Origin of the sequence: Nonomuraea mesophila (genome assembly GCF_004352805.1) — a bacterium.
Taxonomy (GTDB): domain Bacteria; phylum Actinomycetota; class Actinomycetes; order Streptosporangiales; family Streptosporangiaceae; genus Nonomuraea; species Nonomuraea longispora.
The window spans coordinates 15,329-33,934 of record NZ_SMLD01000103.1 but is presented as its reverse complement, the minus strand read 5'-3'; the positions used below and the strand labels follow the sequence as shown (position 1 = coordinate 33,934).

At 70.4% G+C, this 18,606-nt stretch carries 18 protein-coding genes; 8 read left to right on the top strand and 10 right to left on the bottom strand.

Features of this window, described 5'->3' with window-relative positions; genetic code table 11:
* The first annotated feature begins 479 nt into the window (after positions 1-479).
* Positions 480-1,190, top strand: coding sequence for a transcriptional repressor LexA (lexA, locus tag E1295_RS31055; protein WP_132340401.1), 711 nt, complete (start codon positions 480-482; stop codon positions 1,188-1,190).
* 310 nt (positions 1,191-1,500) lie between these two features.
* On the opposite strand, the gene E1295_RS31050 is transcribed toward lexA, so the two are convergent.
* Complete coding sequence (locus E1295_RS31050) at positions 1,501-2,343, bottom strand: nucleotidyltransferase domain-containing protein (RefSeq protein ID WP_132635666.1); 843 nt, start codon at positions 2,341-2,343, stop codon at positions 1,501-1,503.
* Between the two features lie 165 nt (positions 2,344-2,508).
* On the opposite strand from E1295_RS31050, the gene E1295_RS31045 reads away from it, so the two are divergent.
* Positions 2,509-3,528, top strand: coding sequence for a MalY/PatB family protein (locus E1295_RS31045; protein WP_132635663.1), 1,020 nt, complete (start codon positions 2,509-2,511; stop codon positions 3,526-3,528).
* 117 nt (positions 3,529-3,645) lie between these two features.
* Here the strand turns inward: E1295_RS31045 and E1295_RS31040 are convergent, their stop codons facing one another.
* Positions 3,646-4,479: a glycerophosphodiester phosphodiesterase gene (locus E1295_RS31040; protein ID WP_132635660.1), complete on the bottom strand. Its 834-nt coding sequence runs from the start codon at positions 4,477-4,479 to the stop codon at positions 3,646-3,648.
* Positions 4,480-4,679: 200 nt separating this feature from the next.
* Here E1295_RS31040 and E1295_RS31035 point away from each other — a divergent pair, with 200 nt between their 5' ends.
* A complete protein-coding gene (locus E1295_RS31035) occupies positions 4,680-6,038 on the top strand; it encodes an MFS transporter (RefSeq protein WP_132635657.1) in 1,359 nt (452 codons plus the stop codon).
* On the opposite strand, the gene E1295_RS31030 is transcribed toward E1295_RS31035, so the two are convergent.
* Both E1295_RS31030 and E1295_RS31025 read right to left on the bottom strand, forming a co-directional pair.
* On the bottom strand, positions 5,989-6,459 hold the full coding sequence (locus E1295_RS31030; RefSeq protein WP_132635654.1) for a pyridoxamine 5'-phosphate oxidase family protein: 471 nt from the start codon (positions 6,457-6,459) through the stop codon (positions 5,989-5,991). The two genes, E1295_RS31035 and E1295_RS31030, sit on opposite strands and share 50 nt — an antisense overlap.
* 44 nt (positions 6,460-6,503) lie before the next feature.
* Positions 6,504-6,905 (bottom strand): ester cyclase, encoded by a 402-nt coding sequence (locus E1295_RS31025; RefSeq protein ID WP_132635651.1) that lies wholly within the window; start codon positions 6,903-6,905, stop codon positions 6,504-6,506.
* A gap of 37 nt (positions 6,906-6,942) precedes the next feature.
* Between E1295_RS31025 and E1295_RS31020 the strand changes: the two genes are divergently transcribed.
* From E1295_RS31020 to E1295_RS31010, 3 genes are all read left to right on the top strand, one after another.
* Complete coding sequence (locus E1295_RS31020; protein ID WP_132635648.1) at positions 6,943-8,154, top strand: amidohydrolase; 1,212 nt, start codon at positions 6,943-6,945, stop codon at positions 8,152-8,154.
* Positions 8,155-8,213: 59 nt separating this feature from the next.
* The gene (locus E1295_RS31015; protein ID WP_132635645.1) at positions 8,214-9,308 is read left to right on the top strand and encodes a PrsW family intramembrane metalloprotease; all 1,095 of its coding nucleotides are present in this window, start codon (positions 8,214-8,216) and stop codon (positions 9,306-9,308) included.
* Between the two features lie 344 nt (positions 9,309-9,652).
* Entirely contained in the window at positions 9,653-10,282 is a 630-nt protein-coding gene (locus tag E1295_RS31010; RefSeq protein WP_132635642.1) for a pyridoxamine 5'-phosphate oxidase family protein, read from the top strand.
* Here the strand turns inward: E1295_RS31010 and E1295_RS49090 are convergent.
* Together E1295_RS49090 and E1295_RS31005 are read right to left on the bottom strand one after the other, a co-directional pair.
* Positions 10,279-10,446 carry a hypothetical protein gene (locus E1295_RS49090; RefSeq protein ID WP_166427488.1) on the bottom strand — a complete coding sequence of 56 codons (168 nt, stop codon included), beginning with the start codon at positions 10,444-10,446 and terminating at the stop codon, positions 10,279-10,281. The genes E1295_RS31010 and E1295_RS49090 overlap by 4 nt on opposite strands.
* Before the next feature lie 547 nt (positions 10,447-10,993).
* Complete coding sequence (locus tag E1295_RS31005) at positions 10,994-11,443, bottom strand: hypothetical protein (protein ID WP_132635639.1); 450 nt, start codon at positions 11,441-11,443, stop codon at positions 10,994-10,996.
* 82 nt (positions 11,444-11,525) lie between these two features.
* Here E1295_RS31005 and E1295_RS31000 point away from each other — a divergent pair, with 82 nt between their 5' ends.
* Positions 11,526-12,620, top strand: a complete 1,095-nt coding sequence (locus tag E1295_RS31000) for an MFS transporter (protein WP_166427491.1) — start codon at positions 11,526-11,528, stop codon at positions 12,618-12,620.
* 71 nt (positions 12,621-12,691) lie between these two features.
* A complete protein-coding gene (locus E1295_RS30995; RefSeq protein ID WP_132635633.1) occupies positions 12,692-12,943 on the top strand; it encodes a hypothetical protein in 252 nt (83 codons plus the stop codon).
* 26 nt (positions 12,944-12,969) lie between these two features.
* On the opposite strand, the gene E1295_RS30990 is transcribed toward E1295_RS30995, so the two are convergent.
* Genes E1295_RS30990 through E1295_RS30975 form a run of 4 tightly spaced genes read right to left on the bottom strand, consistent with a single transcriptional unit; the run spans position 12,970 to position 18,595 of the window.
* Positions 12,970-14,667 carry an ABC transporter family substrate-binding protein gene (locus E1295_RS30990; RefSeq protein ID WP_132635630.1) on the bottom strand — a complete coding sequence of 566 codons (1,698 nt, stop codon included), beginning with the start codon at positions 14,665-14,667 and terminating at the stop codon, positions 12,970-12,972.
* Between the two features lie 18 nt (positions 14,668-14,685).
* Complete coding sequence (locus E1295_RS30985) at positions 14,686-16,707, bottom strand: dipeptide ABC transporter ATP-binding protein (protein WP_132635627.1); 2,022 nt, start codon at positions 16,705-16,707, stop codon at positions 14,686-14,688.
* Positions 16,704-17,612 (bottom strand): ABC transporter permease, encoded by a 909-nt coding sequence (locus E1295_RS30980; RefSeq protein ID WP_132635624.1) that lies wholly within the window; start codon positions 17,610-17,612, stop codon positions 16,704-16,706. Before E1295_RS30980 ends, E1295_RS30985 begins: the two co-directional genes overlap by 4 nt.
* Entirely contained in the window at positions 17,609-18,595 is a 987-nt protein-coding gene (locus E1295_RS30975; RefSeq protein ID WP_132635621.1) for an ABC transporter permease, read from the bottom strand. Before E1295_RS30975 ends, E1295_RS30980 begins: the two co-directional genes overlap by 4 nt.
* Positions 18,596-18,606 lie beyond the last annotated feature (11 nt).

Sequence of the window (18,606 nt, the reverse complement as noted above, 5' to 3'; positions counted from 1 at the left end):
GGGCGGGACGGTGGCACGGTGCCGTGGGAGCCGCGACTCGTGCGGGGTGGCGGGACGAGGCGCAAATGGGATCTTCCTCTGTTATTCGACCGGGACCCCAACCTCTTGCCGGAATTACCGCTGGCGACGGGCTGTGTACGCGTATTGTCTCCCCGTCGATCCTCACTGCGCGTGGCATCGGCGATGAGTGTGAGTTGTTTGACGTCTTCGCTGGTCGTGTCCATGTTCGTGGGTGTTCGCATGGATGACCTCCTGCCATGCGGCCCGGGAGAAAAGGCCAAATAAGATCAGCAAATCGAACACGATGTCGATCGAACTCCCGTACGATGTTGTACACCACGCACGCGACTTTTTCGAGGAAGACTCGAACAATTGTTTGAAGATGATCTTCAACAGAGATACGGTCGCTGTGTGCGACAACGGGACCACGGACTGGGAGGTTCGCCGGTGAGGCGGGCCGCCAGGCGAGGAGGAAGAGCATGACCGAGCGGGATGACGCAAACGGGGTCAGCGACCTCGCGGTGCGACGGCGAGATTCGCTGGGCCTTACGCCGAGGCAGCGCAAGATCCTCGAAGTGATCCGCGACTCGGTGCAACAGCGCGGATATCCGCCCTCCATGCGTGAGATCGGCGAGGCGGTGCAGCTGACCAGCACCTCCAGCGTGTCTCACCAGTTGACGGCGTTGCAGCGCAAGGGCTACCTGAGGCGTGACCCGCATCGCCCTCGCGCGCTTGAGGTGCGGCTGCCTGGTGAGCCCGTGATGTGGGTCGACCCCGACGCGGCCCCCGACGTCGAGTCCACGGTGAGCCGTCCCACGGCCGCCTACGTGCCGCTCGTCGGCCGCATCGCCGCCGGTGGTCCGATCCTTGCCGAGGAAAGCGTCGAAGACGTCTTCGCCCTGCCCAAGCAGCTGGTCGGCGAGGGCACCCTCTTCCTCCTCCAGGTCACCGGTGACTCGATGATCGAGGCGGCCATCGCCGACGGAGACTGGGTCGTCGTCCGCCAGCAGCCGGTGGCGGAGAGCGGCGACATCGTGGCCGCGATGATCGAGGGCGAGGCGACCGTCAAGACCTTCAAGCGCAAGGACGGTCACGTCTGGCTCGTCCCCCACAACCCCAACTACGAGCCCATTCCCGGCGACGAAGCCAGTGTCCTGGGCAAGGTCGTGGCGGTCCTCCGGCGGCTGTAGCCCGAAGAGGTGACCAGGGCGCGCGTCCGATCGCACGCGCCGCGATGACGGCGCGCGCCACAACTGCCACGGGGTACGACACCGCACATCGCCCCCCGGGGCTGTCGCCATGCCATCAGCCGTGCCCGCAGACGAGTGCGCAGCCCACCCACATCCGCGGTCCTCGACACCGGGCACCTCGCGTAGGCGCCCACGCACATCTCGCGTCCGGTGGGTGTCCGTGCGCACCTCGTACGCGCGATCGGTGGGCGGGTGTGGTCGGTACGCGAGGCCGATAACGACACACCCCCGCACAGACTGGGATCGGCCGTCAGCGGGTGGCGTACAAAGCGTGTGCGGACGTGATCGCTTCGCCGGCGAAGCCGAGTACGTCTTTCCGGCGTTCGAACGGTGAGCCGTAGAGCGACTGCCGCGGGGCGCCGAAATGGTCGCCCAGTCCCGAGGCCAGGCTGCCGAGCGTCGGTGCGGCGCTGTCCTCCTCGCGTACGCGCAGCGCCTCGTTCACCACGCGGTGCCAGCACTCGGGGAACGCCTCCAGCGCATACCTCCCGGCCTCCGTCTTGGAGGTGATGTCACCGGTCGCCAGCGTGTAGTGCAGCCGGGCGAGGCCTGTGACGATCCACAGTGTGCCGTAGCCGCCCAGGCTGATCAGGCCCCACGGCGTGGTCAGGTGGGAGGCCCGGCTCACCAGGCGCCGCCAGTAGCGGTCGAGGTTGTCGTCGGTCCAGGAAGCCAGCGCGTCAGGATCGTTCCAGATGTCGAACTCGTCCGGCTTGGGCCCGCGGCAGGTCAGCCCGTGCTCGGCGAGCGTGTGCCAGGTGACCGGGGTGAGCTCGCCCCGGCGATTGAGCCGGCCGTGCTGCGCCTGCGGCCGGGTGCCCAGGTCGTGCGGGCCGCGGCGCAGGTCGTCCCAGGTGAGGTACACCCCGTCGAAGGGGTGGGCGCCGAGGCGGGTGTGGATGCGCTCCAGCACGTCCTCCGGCGGCGCGGCGGCTGTGACGGCGATGAAGTCCACGTCGCTCGTGCCAGGCCGGTAGTCGCCCAGGGCGGCCGAGCCCTCCAGATAAAGCCCCTCCACCAAGCCGGGCGCCTCCGTGTCGGCGATCGACAGGTAGGTCTCGACAATGGCATCGACCTTCGAGTGGGGCATCATGGCCGCCCAGCCTGCCACAACCGGCGGCAGCACCTCATCAACATTCGAGAATCCTAAAATGGCCGGGTGGATTACGCATATACCCCCGAAGGGCTCAAAATCACTCACGATGGTCTGAAATGGGCAGCGGTAGAACCGGGCGTGATCCCCGCCTGGATCGCCGACATGGATCTCCCCACCGCACCCGAGGTGGTCGAGGCGCTGCGGCGGCGGGCGGACGGCGACCTCGGCTACCCGGCCTGGCTGACCGATCCCTGCGCGGGGCCGCTGGCGGAGGCGTTCGCCGAGCGCATGACGCGCAAGTACGGCTGGGCGGCCGACCCCGCGCTCGTACGCTCCTTCAACGACCTCAACCAGGCACTCCAGGTGCTCCTCCACATCTGCACCGCGCCCGGCGACGGCGTCGCGGTGCACACCCCCGCCTACCACCCGTTCCTGTCGACGCTGGACGTCATGGAGCGCCCGCTCCACCCCATCCAGCTTGAGCCCGACGGCGACTCGTGGCGTTTCGAGGTGCCCGACCTGACCGGCTGCCGGGTGCTCCTCCTGGTCAACCCGCACAACCCGACCGGCAGGGCCTTCAGCCGCGACGAACTGACGGAGCTGGCCGAGCACGCCGAGCGCCACGACCTGCTGGTCCTCGCCGACGAGATCCACGCCGACCTCGTGTACGAGCCCCACCGCCACATCCCGTTCGCCACGATCCTCCCCGAGCGCACCGTCACCCTCACGTCCGCGACGAAGGCGTTCAACCTGGGCGGCATCCGCTGCTCGGTCGCCCACCTCGGCCACCCGGAAGTCCGCAAGGCTCTGGAGTCGCAGCCACCCTTCGTGTACGGCTCCGCGAACCTGTTCGGCGTCGAGGCCACCGTCGCGGCATGGCGGCACGGGGACGCCTGGCTGGAACGCACCCTCGACCTGCTCGACCGCAACCGCCGCACGATCGCCGCCCGCCTGCCCGGCACGTTCGGCTACCGGGTGCCGGAGGCGACGTACCTGGCCTGGTTGCGCGTCGGCAGGCCCGGCCTGGCCGAGGTCTTCGAGCGCGAGGCGAGGGTGCGGCTGAACGACGGCGCGGACTTCGGCCCCGGCGGCGCCGGCCACGTACGTCTCAACTTCGCCACCACCGAACCCATCCTCGACGAGATCCTCGGCCGCCTGACCGGAGCCCATCCCGCCGGCTGACCCCGGACAGGGACACCCGCTCGGAGGCCCGGGCCCGCCCGGCCTCCGCCCGCGGGGCCGGCGGGCCCGGAGAGAACCTCCGGACGTGAACCGGTCAGGCCCCCGGGACCCCGGACGTCAGGCGTCGGTCAGGTCGCGCAGCACGTCGGGTCTGTTGGTGATGATCCCGTCCACCTGGTAGGACATCATCCGGCGCATGTCGTCGGGATCGTCCACCGTGTACGTGAGGACCTCCATGCCGAGCCCGTGCACACGCCGTACGTACGAGGACGTGAGCGTGGTGTACGGCGGGTTGATCTGGTCGGCGAACTCGGCCAGTGACGGCAGCTCGGCGGTCGCCGGCGTGCCGAGCAGCCCGATCGGCACGTCGGGCATGAGCCGGTGGAACCTGCGCATCGACTCCCAGTCGAACGACTGCACGACCAGCCGCCCGGGTGACAACCACTGGGCGTTGCGCCGCAGCTCGGCGGCGATGCGGGCCTCGATGCCGGGATACAGGCCGGGGGACTTGACCTCCAGGAGGAGACCCATGCCCGAGCCGCTCATCGTGCGCAGGGCCTCGCCGAGGGTGGGCACCGGTTCGCCCGCGTGCTCCCCGGAGAACCACGAGCCGGCGTCGAGCTTGCGGATCTGGGCGAGGGTGAGGTCGCCGACGTTCCACGGCGACCGGCCGGGGAAGACCTCCTCGGCGTCGGTGGTGCGGGTCAGGGTGGTGTCGTGCATGAGCACGAGCTGGTGGTCCCTGGTCTCCTGGACGTCCAGCTCGAACATGTCGGCCCGCAGGTCGCCGGCGAGCTCGAAGGCGGTGATCGTGTTCTCGGGGGCGTACGCGGAGGCGCCTCGATGGGCGACGTTGACGACCGGCCGGCCGGCGGCCGCGGTGGCGGTGCCGGTGAGCGCGGTCAGGACGGAGAGGGTGGTCGCGATGATGAGGGCGAGTCGTCTGGACATGGGTCTCCACTTCTGGGGAGAGGCCTACGACTCGACGGTCACAAGATCGCATGACGGGCAGTTGAGTGCAGAGTAGCGCCGCGGTGCCCTGATGGTGAGCATCCGACACGCGGACCTGATGCAGGGTCGACGTTCATGACCCTTTAACCTGAAATGTGCATTATCGCGGGGCGTTGGCCGTTCTTCTGTCGGCTTGGTTCATGGCGCAGTTCGACTTCTTCGTCGTGAACGTGGCCGCCCCTTCTCTCGAACACGACCTGCGCGCCGGGCCCGCGGCCCTGGAACTGATCGTGGCCGGCTACGCCTTCACGTACGCGGCAGGGATGATCACCGGCGGGCGGCTCGGCGACCGCTACGGTTACCGGCGCGTGTTCGTCTGGGGGGTGGCCGCCTTCACGGTGGCGTCGGTGCTGGGCGGGATCGCGCAGAGCCCGGCGCAGCTCGTCGCCGCCCGCCTGCTCCAGGGCCTCGCGGGCGCCGCCATGGTGCCGCAGGTGCTGGCCACGATCTCCGCCGTCTATCCGCCGGGGGAGCGGGCGCGCGCCATCGGCTGGTACGGCGCGACCGGCGGCCTCGGCTCGATCGCCGGCCAGGTGCTGGGCGGCCTGCTGCTGACGGCCGACGTGCTGGGGCTCGGCTGGCGGGCGGTCTTCCTCATCAACCTGCCGGTCGGCCTGGTCGTCGTCCCGCTGGCCTGGCGGCTGCTGCCGGAGGTGGAGACGGCCCGCCGCGCCAAGCTCGACGTGCCGGGCGCGGCGGGGCTGGCGGCCGGGGTGGGGCTGCTGCTGGTGCCGCTGGGCCTCGGCCACAGCCTCGGCTGGCCCGTCTGGACGTGGGCGTGCATGGGGGCGAGCGTCCCCGTGTTCGTGCTGACCTGGAGCTGGTTGCGGGCGCTCGGGGCGCGGGGCGGGCAGCCGGTGCTCGACCTGGCGCTGCTCAGGGTGCACTCCTACCTGGCAGGCGTCGGGTCGATCGTCGCGTTCATGGCGTACTTCGCCTCGTTCATGTTCACGCTGACGCTGCTGCTCCAGATCGGGCTGGGGCTCACGGCGTTCCAGGCGGGGATGGTGTTCGCGCCGATGGGGGCGATGTTCACCATCACCTCGCTGCTCGGGGCCCGGCTGGTCAGGAGACACGGGCTGATCGTTGTCATCATGGGCGGCGTGGTCGTCGTGTTCGGGCTGGGCCTGCTCCTGGCGGGGGTGGGTCTGGGGCTGCCGTACGTGCTCGTCGCGCTCATGCTGGTCGGCGCCGGCAACGGCCTGGTGTTGCCGCAGCTCATCGGGGCCGCGCTGGTCGAGGTCGAGCCGCACCAGGCCGGCATCGGGTCGGGGGTCCTGAGCACCGCCCAGCAGTTCGCGGGCGCGGGCGGCGTCGCCGTGATCGGCGCGGTCTTCTTCGCCGTCGCGCGGGGCGGGGGCGAGATGGCGGCCATGCGCTGGTCGGCGGCCGTGGACCTGGTGCTCGTCCTCGTCGTGATCGTGTCGGTGGCCTACAACCGGCGCCGCGCTATCCGGCGGGCCTGGCCAGAGCGGTCCCGTACAGCTGCGACACCCTGAGCCTGATCACCAGCCGCCGGTCGTCCACCACCTGGCGCAGGAAGGCGGTGGCGTCGTCGACGTGGTGCTGCATGGCCAGCAGTTCGAGGCCCACCTCGTCGCCCGGCTCGGTGCTCACCGGCGACACCTCCGCCTGGCCCTCGGCCACGGCGTAGGACGTGAAGTCGTCGTCGGCCACGTAGAGGGCGCCGCGCGGGTCCTTGTGCAGCTGCCTGACCTTGGGCCGGTCGGCCATGGTGGGGATCCGTACGACGCGCTGCTGGGGATCCCACGTGTACCGGACGGTGGCCATGTGGGGGTGGCCGCTGTCCTTGTTGGTGGCCAGCGCACCGAAGCGCTGCCCGCTCAGCAGCCGGGACAGCTCGCCGTCGCTCAGCGAGCGGGGCGGCGGGCCCGCATCGGGCGCGTACTCCTGTGACATGCACCATCCCGTACGTACCGCAGACACCGACATAAAGAGATACGTCAGCCTATCCCCAGTTCCCTGCTGAACGTCTGCGCATCCGAGATCACCCAGTACTCGGCGAACCTGTCGCCCTCGGCCCGCAGGATGTCGTGCCCGCCGAAGGCCACCCGCGTCCCCTCGGGGACGGTCGCGCCGGGCAGGCCGCCCCGGTAGGAGCCGTTGAAGGTCCACCTGGCCGCCACGAGGTCGCCGTGGGGGATCGGGCCGACGTCCAGGGTGACCCGGACGTCGTCGAAGGGGGCGTACCCCTGCTTGAGCACCTCGACCAGCTCGCCGGGACCCGAGACTTCCATGCCGGGCCAGTGGCCGGCGAAGCCGGGGGTGACGAGCTCGTGGGCGAGCTCGAAGTCGCCGTTCCACATCTCGAGCAGCCACCGTCGGTAAAGAGCGGAGATCGTCATTCGGGCACCCTACCCGCCCGCCTGTAAGTTACAGCTCATGAAACTTGCTATCACCAGCGGATATGTCGTGCCGGTCGACGGAGATCCCATCGACGGCGGCACCGTGCTCATCGAGGATGGGAAGATCACCGCGGTCGGCCGTGACGTGGCCGTGCCGGAGGGCACTTCCGTCGTCGACGCGGGCGGCGGCTGGGTCCTGCCCGGCTTCGTCGAGGCCCACGGCCACCTCGGCGTGTACGAGGAGGCGGAGGGCTGGGCCGGCCAGGACACCAACGAGATGACCGACCCCAACGGCGCCCGCCTGCGTGCCCTCGACGCCATCAACCCCGCCGACCTGGGCTTCGCCGACGCGCTCTCGGGCGGCGTGACCACGGCGGTGATCAAGCCGGGCTCCGGGAACCCCATCGGCGGGCAGACGGTCGCCGTCAAGTGCTGGGGCAGAAGCGTGGACGAGATGCTGGTCAAGGAGCCGGTGAGCGTCAAGAGCGCACTCGGCGAGAACCCCAAGCGCGTCTACGGCGACCAGAAGAAGCTGCCCTCCACCCGGCAGGGCGTGGCCGCGGTGATCCGCGACGCGTTCATGAAGGCGCAGGACTACCGGGCCAGGCGGGCGGCGGCCGAGGCGGAGGGCAAGCCGTTCGACCGCGACGGCACCCTGGAGATCCTCGTCCGCGTGCTCGACGGCGAGCTGCCCTGGTGCCAGCACACGCACCGGGCCGACGACATCGCCACGGCGCTCCGGCTGTCGGCGGAGTTCGGCTACCGGGTCGTCATCAACCACGGCACCGAAGGCCACCTGCTGGCCGACACCCTGGCCGCCAGGAACGTTCCGGTCATCATCGGCCCGCTGTTCACCAGCCGGTCGAAGGTCGAGCTGCGCCAGCGCTCGCTGCGCAACCCCGGCATCCTGGCGCGGGCGGGCGTGGAGCTGGCCATCACCACCGACCACCCCGTCGTGCCCATTCATTTCCTCGTGCACCAGGCCACGCTGGCGGTCAAGGAGGGCATGGACCCGGCCGAGGCGCTGCGGTCGATCACGCTGAACCCGGCCAGGATCATGGGGATCGACGACCGGGTGGGCTCCCTGCGCCCCGGATTGGACGGCGACGTGGTCATCTGGTCGGGCGACCCGCTGGACGTCATGAGCCGGGCGCAGAGGGTGTTCGTCTCCGGCCGGGAAGTGTACGCGTACACCGACGGCGAGCCCGTCGTGACCGACCCCTATTACCGCGAATCAAGTGACCGTTAAGCACCTGTAGATGCGTGGCCCGCATAGTGGACGGACCGAACGGGAAGGCAGAGACCACGATGACAGCTCCCCCCAAGAGCGCGCTCTCCCAGCGCCCCAGCAAAGCCCTGCTGATCGGCCTGGTCGTCTCTGGCGTGCTGGCGCTGCTCGTGCTGGCGGTCATGCTCGTGTCCGGCGGTCCCGCGGGCTTCGGCCTGGCCGCGCTGCTGGCGGTGGCGCCGCTGCCGGTGCTGCTCGCCGCGGTGCTCTCTCTCGACCGGCTGGAGCCCGAGCCGAAGCTCAACCTGGCGTTCGCGTTCGCGTGGGGCGCGGGGCTGGCGGTCGTGCTGGGCATCGCGCTGACGGTCCTGGGGCAGGAGCTGTTCGTACGAGCCGGGTTCGGCGCCGCGGTCGTCGACGACGTGGGAGCCATCGTGCTCGCCCCCGTGATCGAGGAGGCGCTCAAGGGTTCGGCGCTGCTCCTGCTCCTGCGCAGGCGCAGGGAGATCGACGGCCTGACCGACGGCATCGTGTACGCCTCCATGGCCGGCCTCGGCTTCGCCGCCGTGGAGAACGTCGGCTACTACCTGCTCGCCTTCGGGGAGGAGGGCGTCGGCGGCGCGGTGCAGCTGTTCGTGGTACGAGGGCTGATCGACCCGCTCGGTCACCCGATCTACACCTCGTTGATCGGCGTGGGGGTCGCGTACGCGCTCACCCGGCGCACGGCGGGACGCTACGCCGCGATCCCGCTGGGCTACCTGGGCGCCGTCTTCCTCCATGGCCTCTGGAACGGTGCCGCCACCACGGGCTCGCTGGCCTGGCTCGGCCTGGCCTACCTGGTGATCATGGTGGCGCTGCTCGCGCTGATCGCCGTGACCGTCGCCGAGCGGCGTCACCTCGTCGCCAAGATGGGCGCCTACCTGCCCGGCTACTGGCAGACAGGACTGGTCACCGAGGCCGACGTCGCCATGCTCAGCACGTTGCCCGGCCGTAAGGCGGCACGCAGGTGGGCCAGGAGGGCCGGGCTCGGCCGCGCCATGAGCGACTACCAGCAGGCGGCGACCGAGCTGACCATGCTGCACCTGCGGGCCGAGCGGCAGGGCATGGACCCCGCCAGGTTCGCGGCCGAGCGTGATGCGTACCTGGCGGCGATGGCGCACGCCCGGCGCTGGTAGGCGGGTGCGGTGTGGCCCGGGAGGTCGGTAACTCTGGCAGTCACGCCAGCGTACGAGTCGGTCACTGTGGGTACGAGACCTCATCCGGCAAGGCGAGGAAAGGACCGGACATGATCCCTGGCTGCGGCAACTGCAACTGCAACGACGTGATGTACGAGGGCAAGCCGTCCCACTGGACCCTGTTGCGCGTCGAGTAACCGGCACCGCGCCGGGGTCGCCCGCAGCTCACCGCGGCCGGCCCCGGCCCAGAAATGCCCGGCCGAGTCTCCGCACTGCGGGGAAGGTCACAGAATTCTCGGCCCGATTCCCTGACAAAATGGGGAAAACCCCCGAAGGGAGATCGCATGAGCTGGGCGGAGATCGGGTCCGAGGATGAACTGCGCGAGCTTCTCGGCGAGGTGATGCCGAGGGCCGTGACCAAGGAGCGCGTACGCCTCCACCAGCGTGACCGCGACTGGCTGGCGGCCTCGCCGTTCTGCCTGATCGCCACGTCGGACGACCAGGGCTCCTGCGACGTCTCGCCCAAGGGCGACCCCGCCGGGTTCGTGCACGTCATCGACGACACCACGATCGCCCTCCCGGACCGCCCGGGCAATCGCCGGGCGGACGGATTCCGCAACATCCTGAAAAATCCGCACGTGGGGCTGATCTTCCTCGTCCCCGGCCGCAACGAGACCCTGCGCATCAACGGCCGGGCCAGGCTCGTGCGCGAGGCCCCGTTCTTCGACGAACTGATCGTCAAGGGACACCGCCCGCGTCTCGCGCTCGTGGTGGAGATCGAGCAGATCTTCTTCCACTGCGCCAAGTCGTTCATGCGTTCCGCGCTGTGGAAGCCCGACACCTGGCAGCCTGACGTCCTGCCCTCGCACGCGCGGCTGATCAAGGACGTGCAGGTGGTCGAGGAGAGCGTGGAAGACCTGGAGCGATACTACGGCGAGAGCTACGCCGAGAAGCTGTACTCCGCGGGCCGCTAGGCGGCGGTGGTGGGGCCGTCGGGGAAACGGATCACGTTTCTGCCGGTGTAGGCCCGCAGGTCGATCACTTTGGGGTCGGCCGGTGGCTTGCGGCGGTCAGCGGTGCGGATGTAGCGGACCTTGTGCCTGGCGATCTGTGGCGGCACCACCACAAGCCTCGTCATCGTGAGCCCCCCGTGATGTTCTTGTTATTTCTGTGTCTACAGAAACCCCCGTAAATTCGGCGTAAGCGGCAGGTCAGTAGGGCAGCGTGCGACCCGCGGGTGAGCGTAGATCCAGCTCCACGGCCGGCCGCGGACGCCGTTTGACGGTCGCCTTCACGACTCTCACGCGTCTCATGGTCGTCCCCCTTCCTGAACGCGCGTCTGCCTCCTGCGACGGTGCGCCGCTCCGTCGGGCGGCGGCATGCCGGACGCCTTGTCGCCCGCCATGCGCGCCAACCTAACCGGCGCTCGCTGATCGGCTCAATGCATTTCCGCACAGGGAACAAGCGATGATCCGGCCGCACACGTGGCTCCCGGCCGCCTCAAGCGCGGCCGGCCCCGCGCACGGTCACACCGCCGGTCACACCGCCGGTCACGCGGCGGTCACGCGGTCGGTCAAGCGGTCGGCCATCGGCGTTCGTCGCTCCAGCCGGCCATACTCAGGTCGCGGCGAGGCATGCCCACACAGTACCCCCAGCCGTTGACCTGCCGAAACACGGCAACAGGCCTACCCCTTGCAGTTGCCCCAGGACTTGCGCCCGCCCCACGCTTCGACGCGGTTGCTGGAGTCGCGGGTCCAGCCGGAGTAGCGCACGCACTTCCAGGCGCCGTCGATGTGACCGGTTTCGGCGTAGTAACGGTATTTCTGCACGTCCTCGCTCCGGCCGCCGCCCTGGACCTCGAGGAAGGCGCCGGTGACCGTGCGGGCGCCCTTGTACGCCGTCTTGATCGCGGCGACGCAGTTCTTGCCGCTGCGCTTGCTATACATCAGGTACACGTGCCCGAACACCGCTCCGGCGCGGGTCCTCATCGTGCGGTGGCCGTCCTTGACCCGGTGGAAACCGGGGCCGCAGACGCGCTCGGGGGTGTAGGAGGCCGATCCGGCGTACGCGGCGGAGGGGGTGGCGGCGAGTCCGGCGGCGGCCAGGGCGGCCGCGATGACCGTGCGGATGAGCACGTGTGTCCCTTCGGCAGGCGGCAATAAGGACACCGTCGATCTTTACTGGGACTTGACCGAATTTTCAAGGGGTGCTGGTCGAATGCCGCTGATCGCGGTGTGCGCGGTGTGGGGTGTGTTCTGGGGTTCGTGGTCGGCCCTGCTGCCCGCCGTCAAGCTGCAGCTGGGCCTGTCGGCGAGCGACCTGGGGCTGGCGCTGAGCGCCGTGCCCGTCGGGGCGCTGCCCGCGATGGCGCTGGCAGGAAGGCTCGCCCGCGGGCGGGAACGCAGCGCTCTGCTGATGTGCACCGTGTTGTTCGCGCTGAGCGTGGCCGGCATCGGGCTGGCGGGTACGGCCTGGCAGCTCGCGCTGGCGCTCCTCCTGGTCGGCGCGGCGAGCGGCGCGCTCGACATCGCGCTCAACCTGGCGACAGGGCGGGCCGAGCGCGAAAGCGGACGCCGGCTCTTCCAGCCCGTGCACGCCGCCTTCCCCGTCGCGGTCATCGCCGCCGCGCCCGCCACCGGGCTGGCCCGCTCGCTCGGGGCCGGCTCCGCCACGGTGCTGGCGGCGATCGGACTGATCGTGGTCGCCGCCTCCCTGACGCTGCTCGCGCTGCCGCTGGGGCGTGGCCTGCCGGACACCTCCTCGCGAACCGACCGGCGCAGCCTCGTCGGAGCCGCGCTGCTGCTCGGCACGCTGGCCGCCTGCGTGCTCACCATCGAGAACTCCGTCGAGCAGTGGTCGGTGCTGCTGCTGGAGCAGCACCGCGGCGCCGGCCCGCTGACGGCCAGCCTCGCGCCCTCGGTCTACATGGCCGCCCTGACGGTGGGGCGCCTCGTCGTGCAGGCGCTGCCGAGGACGCCGCTCAGGGCGCTGCACCTGGTGGCGGGGGTGGGTGGCGGCGGGGGCATCGCGCTGGCCGCGCTGAGTGACAGCGTGCCGGTCTCCATGGCCGGATTCGCGCTCACCGGGCTGGCGCTCGGTCCGATGGTGCCCGCCCTGCTCAGCCGCGCCGCCGCCGACGACTCCAGCGGGACGCTCGTGTGGTGGGTGTCGACGATCTCGTACACCGGGTTCGTGGTCAGCCCGCTGCTGGTCGCCGGCCTCAGCGGGTGGCTCGGCCTGCCCGCCGCGATGGCCGCGCTCGGGCTGCTCGGGCTGCCGCTGGCAGGCCGTCTCCTGCTGCGCAGAGCGTGACGGCCCGTCCGGCATACGGTCGCCGATCGGGGAAAGGAGACCCTGAAACCACGCATGTGAAGGGGATCATCATGGCCGTCTGCGAAAACTGCGGCAACGACTACGACATGGCGTTCGAGGTGCACGCGCAAGGGGCCGTGCACACCTTCGACTCCTTCGAGTGCGCGATCCACGTGATGGCGCCCGTCTGCGAGCACTGCGGTACGAAGGTCATCGGGCACGGTGTCCAGTCGGGCGAGCGCTGGTACTGCTGCGCCCACTGCGCGCGCCAGGAGGGCACCAAGGGCCTCGTCGACCGCGTCACGACCGGCACGACCGCCTGAGGGAGACGGGGGGCCGGCCCGCCGCGTCAGCGCATGAAACCGATGTCCTCGTAGCGGAGGTCGTAGAAGCCGCGCGCCCCCACGTTGGCCAGCGTCTCCCGGGCCGCGACGTTCTGCGGCCGCTGATAGAGCGGCAGCACGGTCGCCAGCTCCCAGATCAGCCGGTCCGCCCTGTTGGTCTCCTTGCGGGCCCGCACCGGGTCCAGGGCCTGGGAGGCCCGGCTCATGGCGTCGTCGACGGCCGGTGACCCGACGCGCCCGAAGTTCGCGTTCCACGTCTTTCCGTCGCGCGCGTCGATGTAGATCCCGTAGCTGCTCGAGACCGGGAACGGGGTGCCGATGTAGGCGAACGGCGTGATGTCGAAGTTGCCGGGGATCACGTACTTGCTGAAGAAGTCGTCACTGGGCACGGCCTTGATGGTCAGCTTCACGCCGATCTGCGCCAGCATGCTCTGCGCCAGCTCGCCCTCCGCCTTGCTGACCTGCACCCCCGACGGCACCACGAAACGCAGGTCGAGCGGCTTGCCGTCCTTCTGCCTGACCGTCGTGCCGGCCGCGAGCCGCCAGCCGGCCGCGTCGAGCAGCTTCCTGGCCCGAGCGGGGTCGTACACGCCCATGCCGCCGGCGTTGTCCCGGTAGCCCTCCTGCGTGTTCATGAAGAAGTGGTTGTTCAGCAGCGCGATCGGCCAGTCCAGGCCCTGCAGGTCCGAGCGGGCGATGGCCTGGCGGTCGATGCCGAGCTGCACGGCCAGCCGGACGTCGCGGTCCTTGAGCAGTTCGCTCGACCCGTTGAAGGTGAAGTGCCGGAAGTCGGGGCCGGCCGCCTGCCGCACCTGCGCCCCCTGGGTGGCCCTGGCGCGGGCGAGATCGGGGGCGGACGGGCCCACGTCGACGATGTCGAGCTCGCCGTTGCCGAACGCCCCCATCAGCGAGTCCTGCTCCGACGCCCGATAGATGATCTTGTCCAGCTTGGCCCGGTCACCCCACCAGGCCTCGTCGCGTACGAGCGTGATCGTCTTGGCGGTCTGGTCGAACCCGCCGAACTTGAACGGGCCCGCCGTCACCGGGATCTTGTTCAGCCAGGCGGTGTTGAACGACTGGGACGTGCGGTTGGTGACGGCGGGCAGCAGCGGCGAGAACAACGACTGCCAGTCGCCGAAGGGCCGCTCGAACGTCACCACCACCTCGAAGTCGTCCTTGCCCCGCGTCACCTGCCCGATGTCCTGGTAGCCGGTGGAGGAGACGATGCGGAAGTCAGGGTCCTGCCCGTTCAGCGCCCGCCACTGCGCCCGGTAGTCGGCCCACGTGATCGGCCTCCCGTCGGACCATCTGGCCCTGGGGTTCAGCGTGTACGTGACCACCTGCTCGGGCCGCCGCTGCGTCACCCTCGCGTCGATCACGTAGTTGTCGTTGACCGTGATCTCGGCCTTCTCGTCGGACAGGAACGGCGAGGGCAGCAGCGCGTTGCTGACCACGGTGGCCATCGCGAGGTTGCCGTCCACGTGGTTCCTGTTCCACTGGGCGGGGAACTCGTTGATGCCCCACCGCAGCGTCCCGCCGTCCTTGACCTGGTCGCGCGGCTGCGGGTTGATGTCGTAGGCCTTGACCGTACGGTCGTCACCCTGTCCGGCGCCGCCGCCCGAGCCGCCGCCACCCCCCGCGCAGGCCGCCAGCAGGAACGAGCCCGTCACGGTGACGGCCACGACAAGACGAGATGCTTTCATCGAACGATTTCCTCCTGGTCATACGACGTCGCGCCGCTCGGCGTAGTGGCAGGCCGCGCTCTGGTCCGTGCCCTGTCCTGTATGCAGTGGGCGCGCCTCGGGCTCGACGTCCACGCAGAGCCTGCGCTCCTCGCCGGTGAGCTCCGTACGGAATTTCGGGCATCTGGTGCGGAAGCGGCAGCCCGTCGGAGGGTGGGCCGGGCTGGGCAGGTCGCCTTCGAGCAGGATCCGGTCGCGCGCCCGCTCGCGCACCGGATCGGGCAGCGGGATCGCCGACAACAGCGCCTGCGTGTACGGATGCGCCGGAGCCTCGTAGACGGCGTCCGCCTGCCCGATCTCGGCGATCCTGCCGAGGTACATCACGGCCACCCGGTCGGCGATGTGGCGCACCACGGCCAGGTCGTGCGCCACGAACAGGTAGGACAGGCCGAGCCTGGCCCTCAGCGAGGCGAGCAGGTTGATCACCCCGGCCTGGATCGACACGTCGAGGGCCGAGACCGGCTCGTCCAGCACGAGCAGCCGGGGCTCCAGCGCGAGCGCGCGGGCCACGGCGATGCGCTGCCGCTGCCCGCCCGAGAAGTCCTGCGGGTAGCGGGCGGCGTGGGAGGGATCGAGCCCGACCAGCGAGAGCAACTCGCCGACCCGGCGTCCCGGACGCCGCCCGTGGGTGCGCAGCGGTTCGGCCAGGATGTCGTGCACCGTCATGCGCGGGTCGAGCGAGGCCAGCGGATCCTGGAAGACCACCTGCATCTCGCGCCGGATCTCGGCGCGCCGCGCGGCGTCGAGCCGCGCGGTGTCGTGACCGAGCACGGTGATGACGCCCGCCTGCGGCGCCGTCAATTCGAGGATCTGCGTCAGCGTGGTGGTCTTGCCGCTGCCCGACTCGCCCACCAGCCCCAGCGTCTCACCCTCGCGCAGGTCGAAGCCGATCCCCGCCACCGCGTGCACGGTGCCGACCCTGCGCCTGAACAGCGTCCCCCTGAACAGCGGATAGTCCTTGACCAGACCGCGCACCTCCAGCACCGTGCGCGTGGCGCGCCGCGGCGCGCGACGTCCGGGGGCTCCGGACGCGTCCGCGTCGTACGGGGCCACCTCCTTCCACCGGATGCACGCGGCGTGGTGCCCGTCGCCCACCTCGAACAGCGGCGGCTCGTCCCGCTCGCACGCGTCGATCCGCATCGGGCAGCGCGGCGCGAACGGGCACCCGGGCGGCAGCGCGCCCGGCGACGGCGGGCTGCCCTCGATCGGCGTCAGCGGCCGCCCGCCCCCGTCGACGCGCGGGATCGAGCCGAGCAGCCCCGCCGTGTACGGCATCCGCGTGCGGTAGTAGACGTCGTCCACGCCGCCCACCTCGACCGGGCGGCCGGCGTACATGACCAGCACCCGGTCGGCGAAGCCGGCCACCACCCCGAGATCGTGGGTGATCATGATGATGGCGGCGCCGGTCTTCTCCTGCGCCTTCTTCAGCACCTCCAGCACCTGCGCCTGGACGGTCACGTCGAGCGCGGTGGTCGGCTCGTCGCAGATGATCACGTCAGGGTCGTTGGCCATGGCCATGGCGATCATCACGCGCTGCCGCATCCCGCCGGAGAACTCGTGCGGGAAGGCCAGCGCCCGCTCCGAGGGCTGCGGGATGCCGACGAGGTCGAGCAGTTGCACGGCCTTGACCAGGGCCGCCTCCTTGCCGATCCGCTGGTGCACGCGCACGGCCTCGGCGATCTGGTCGCCGACCCGGTAGACGGGCGTCAGCGCGGACAGCGGGTCCTGGAACACCATCGACATGGCCTTGCCGCGGTAGGAGGTCAGCTCGCGCGCGGGAGCGCCGATCAGTTCCCTGCCGTGCAGGCGTACGGACCCGGTGACGCGCGCGCCCTGGGGCAGCAGCCCCATGACGGCGGCCGAGGTGACCGACTTGCCCGACCCCGACTCGCCGACGATGCCGAGGACCTCGCCGCGGTGTACGGAACAGCTCAGCTCGCGCACGGCCGGCACGCCGCCGAACGACACGCTGAGGTCGCGCACGTCGAGCACCGGCCTCATCGCGGCCTCGCGGACGAGGGGTCGAACGCGTCACGCAGGGCGTCGCCGACGAGGTTGACCGCGAGCACGGTGATCACCAGCAGGCCCGCGGCGAACCAGAACGTCCACGGCGCGTAGACGGCCGTGCGCGAGCCGTCAGCGATCAGCGTGCCGAGCGACACGTCGGGCGGCTGGATGCCGAACCCGAAGTACGACAGCGAGGTCTCGGTGAGGATCGCGGTGCTGACGTTGAGCGTGGCGTCCACGATGAGCAGGGACGACAGGTTGGGGATCACATGGCGGAAGATGATGCGTACGGGCGGCACGCCCATGTAGCGGGCGGCCTGGATGAACTCCCGCTCCTTCGTCGAGATCGTCATCCCCCGCACGACCTTCGAGGTCACCATCCACAGGAACAACGCCAGGACGATCACGAACAGCGGCCACCGGCCCGCCCCGAACAGCGGCGACATGATCGCCAGCACCAGGAACGCCGGCAGCACGAGCAGCAGGTCGCTCACCCAGGTCACGGTCCGGTCGGTCCACCCGAGAAAATAGCCCGCGAACGCCCCCGCCACGGCGGCCAGCGCCGTGGACACCAGCGCCGCGAGCAGCCCCACGATCAGCGACTTCTGCATGCCGCGCAGCGTCACCGCGAAGACGTCGGCGCCCGTCTGGAGCGTTCCGAACCAGTGGCCGGGCGAGGGCGGCCGCAGGAACGCGGTGAAGTCCTTGTCGAGGTAGGTCCAGGGGGAGACCAGCGGCCCCGCGAAGGCCAGCAGGAACATCAGCGCGAGCACCGCGAAGCCGAGCCGCCCCTGCCCCGAGCGGAAGAAGCGTCCGGCGATCAGGCGCGCCCTGGACGGCGGGCGGGCGAGGACGTCCGCGCGCAGTTCCTCGGCGAGCTCCTCCTCGGAGAGCGTCATCGCGCTCGCACCCGGGGGTCGAGCGCGGCGTGCAGCAGGTCGGCGGCCAGCGAGGCGCACAACACGGCGACGGCCGCCAGCAGGGAGACGGCGGCGACGGTGTTGACGTCGTTGCGGACGATCGAGTTGATCAGCTGCTCGCCCAGGCCGTGCCAGCCGAAGATCTTCTCCGTGAACGTGGCCCCCGTCAGCAGGGTGCCGAACGTGAACGCGAAGTAGGTCGCCACGGGGATCAGCGCGGTCCGCAGCGCGTGGCGGACGAGCGCCTGGCCCCTGCTCAGCCCCTTGGCCATGGCGGTGCGTACGTAGTCGGCGCCCAGCACGTCGAGCATCATGTTGCGCTGGTAGCGGCTGAAGACGGCGATGAGCCCCACCGACAGCGAGACGGTCGGCAGGATCAGGTGCTGCAGCCGGTCGAGCGCGTGGCCCCAGAACCCGGTGTCGAGCCCGTCGCTGTGCTCGCCGCTCACCAGGAACACCTGGCGGCCGAAGACGTGCTCGTTGGCCCACGTGGCCGCCAGGATCAGGATGTTGGCCAGCACGACCACGGGCACGGCGAGCACCACGAACGACAGGCCGGTCGAGAGGCGGTCGAACCAGCCGTACTGCTTGGCCGCGGCCAGCGCGCCCGCCAGCACGCCGAGCAGGCTCCCGCACACCAGGCCCAGCACGACCAGCCGGAAGGTCACGCCCATGCGGCGCCTGAGATCGGCGTTGACCGGCGAGCCGTCGACGGACCTGCCGAAGTCGCCGTGCAGCACGCCCGCCGCCCATGTGGCGTAGCGCTGCAGCAGGGGTGTCCTGTCGTTGAGGTTGAGCGCGCTCAGCTGGGCGTCGACCACGGCGGCCGGCGGTTTCGGCGTGCGGTCGGCGTAGTTGGAGCGGGGGTCGAGGGCCGTGGCCGCCAGAAGGTAGGCGAGACTGGCGGCCACCACGACGAGCACGGCGTAGTTGAGCAACCTGCGGGCCAGGAACCCCGCCATCGCTCCCCCTT

What these genes read in the sequence shown, in the direction of transcription:
- E1295_RS31015 (WP_132635645.1), top strand. Translation starts at nt 8,214, where the DNA reads ATGACAGCTCCCCCCAAGAGCGCGCTCTCCCAGCGCCCCAGCAAAGCC.
- E1295_RS31040 (WP_132635660.1), bottom strand. Translation starts at nt 4,479, where the DNA reads ATGTCCAGACGACTCGCCCTCATCATCGCGACCACCCTCTCCGTCCTG.
- E1295_RS31025 (WP_132635651.1), bottom strand. Translation starts at nt 6,905, where the DNA reads ATGACGATCTCCGCTCTTTACCGACGGTGGCTGCTCGAGATGTGGAAC.
- E1295_RS31045 (WP_132635663.1), top strand. Translation starts at nt 2,509, where the DNA reads ATGGATCTCCCCACCGCACCCGAGGTGGTCGAGGCGCTGCGGCGGCGG.
- E1295_RS30985 (WP_132635627.1), bottom strand. Translation starts at nt 16,707, where the DNA reads ATGAGGCCGGTGCTCGACGTGCGCGACCTCAGCGTGTCGTTCGGCGGC.
- E1295_RS31030 (WP_132635654.1), bottom strand. Translation starts at nt 6,459, where the DNA reads ATGTCACAGGAGTACGCGCCCGATGCGGGCCCGCCGCCCCGCTCGCTG.
- E1295_RS30995 (WP_132635633.1), top strand. Translation starts at nt 12,692, where the DNA reads ATGGCCGTCTGCGAAAACTGCGGCAACGACTACGACATGGCGTTCGAG.
- lexA (WP_132340401.1), top strand. Translation starts at nt 480, where the DNA reads ATGACCGAGCGGGATGACGCAAACGGGGTCAGCGACCTCGCGGTGCGA.
- E1295_RS31010 (WP_132635642.1), top strand. Translation starts at nt 9,653, where the DNA reads ATGAGCTGGGCGGAGATCGGGTCCGAGGATGAACTGCGCGAGCTTCTC.
- E1295_RS31035 (WP_132635657.1), top strand. Translation starts at nt 4,680, where the DNA reads ATGGCGCAGTTCGACTTCTTCGTCGTGAACGTGGCCGCCCCTTCTCTC.
- E1295_RS31000 (WP_166427491.1), top strand. Translation starts at nt 11,526, where the DNA reads ATGCCGCTGATCGCGGTGTGCGCGGTGTGGGGTGTGTTCTGGGGTTCG.
- E1295_RS30990 (WP_132635630.1), bottom strand. Translation starts at nt 14,667, where the DNA reads ATGAAAGCATCTCGTCTTGTCGTGGCCGTCACCGTGACGGGCTCGTTC.
- E1295_RS30980 (WP_132635624.1), bottom strand. Translation starts at nt 17,612, where the DNA reads ATGACGCTCTCCGAGGAGGAGCTCGCCGAGGAACTGCGCGCGGACGTC.
- E1295_RS31020 (WP_132635648.1), top strand. Translation starts at nt 6,943, where the DNA reads ATGAAACTTGCTATCACCAGCGGATATGTCGTGCCGGTCGACGGAGAT.
- E1295_RS30975 (WP_132635621.1), bottom strand. Translation starts at nt 18,595, where the DNA reads ATGGCGGGGTTCCTGGCCCGCAGGTTGCTCAACTACGCCGTGCTCGTC.
- E1295_RS49090 (WP_166427488.1), bottom strand. Translation starts at nt 10,446, where the DNA reads ATGACGAGGCTTGTGGTGGTGCCGCCACAGATCGCCAGGCACAAGGTC.
- E1295_RS31050 (WP_132635666.1), bottom strand. Translation starts at nt 2,343, where the DNA reads ATGATGCCCCACTCGAAGGTCGATGCCATTGTCGAGACCTACCTGTCG.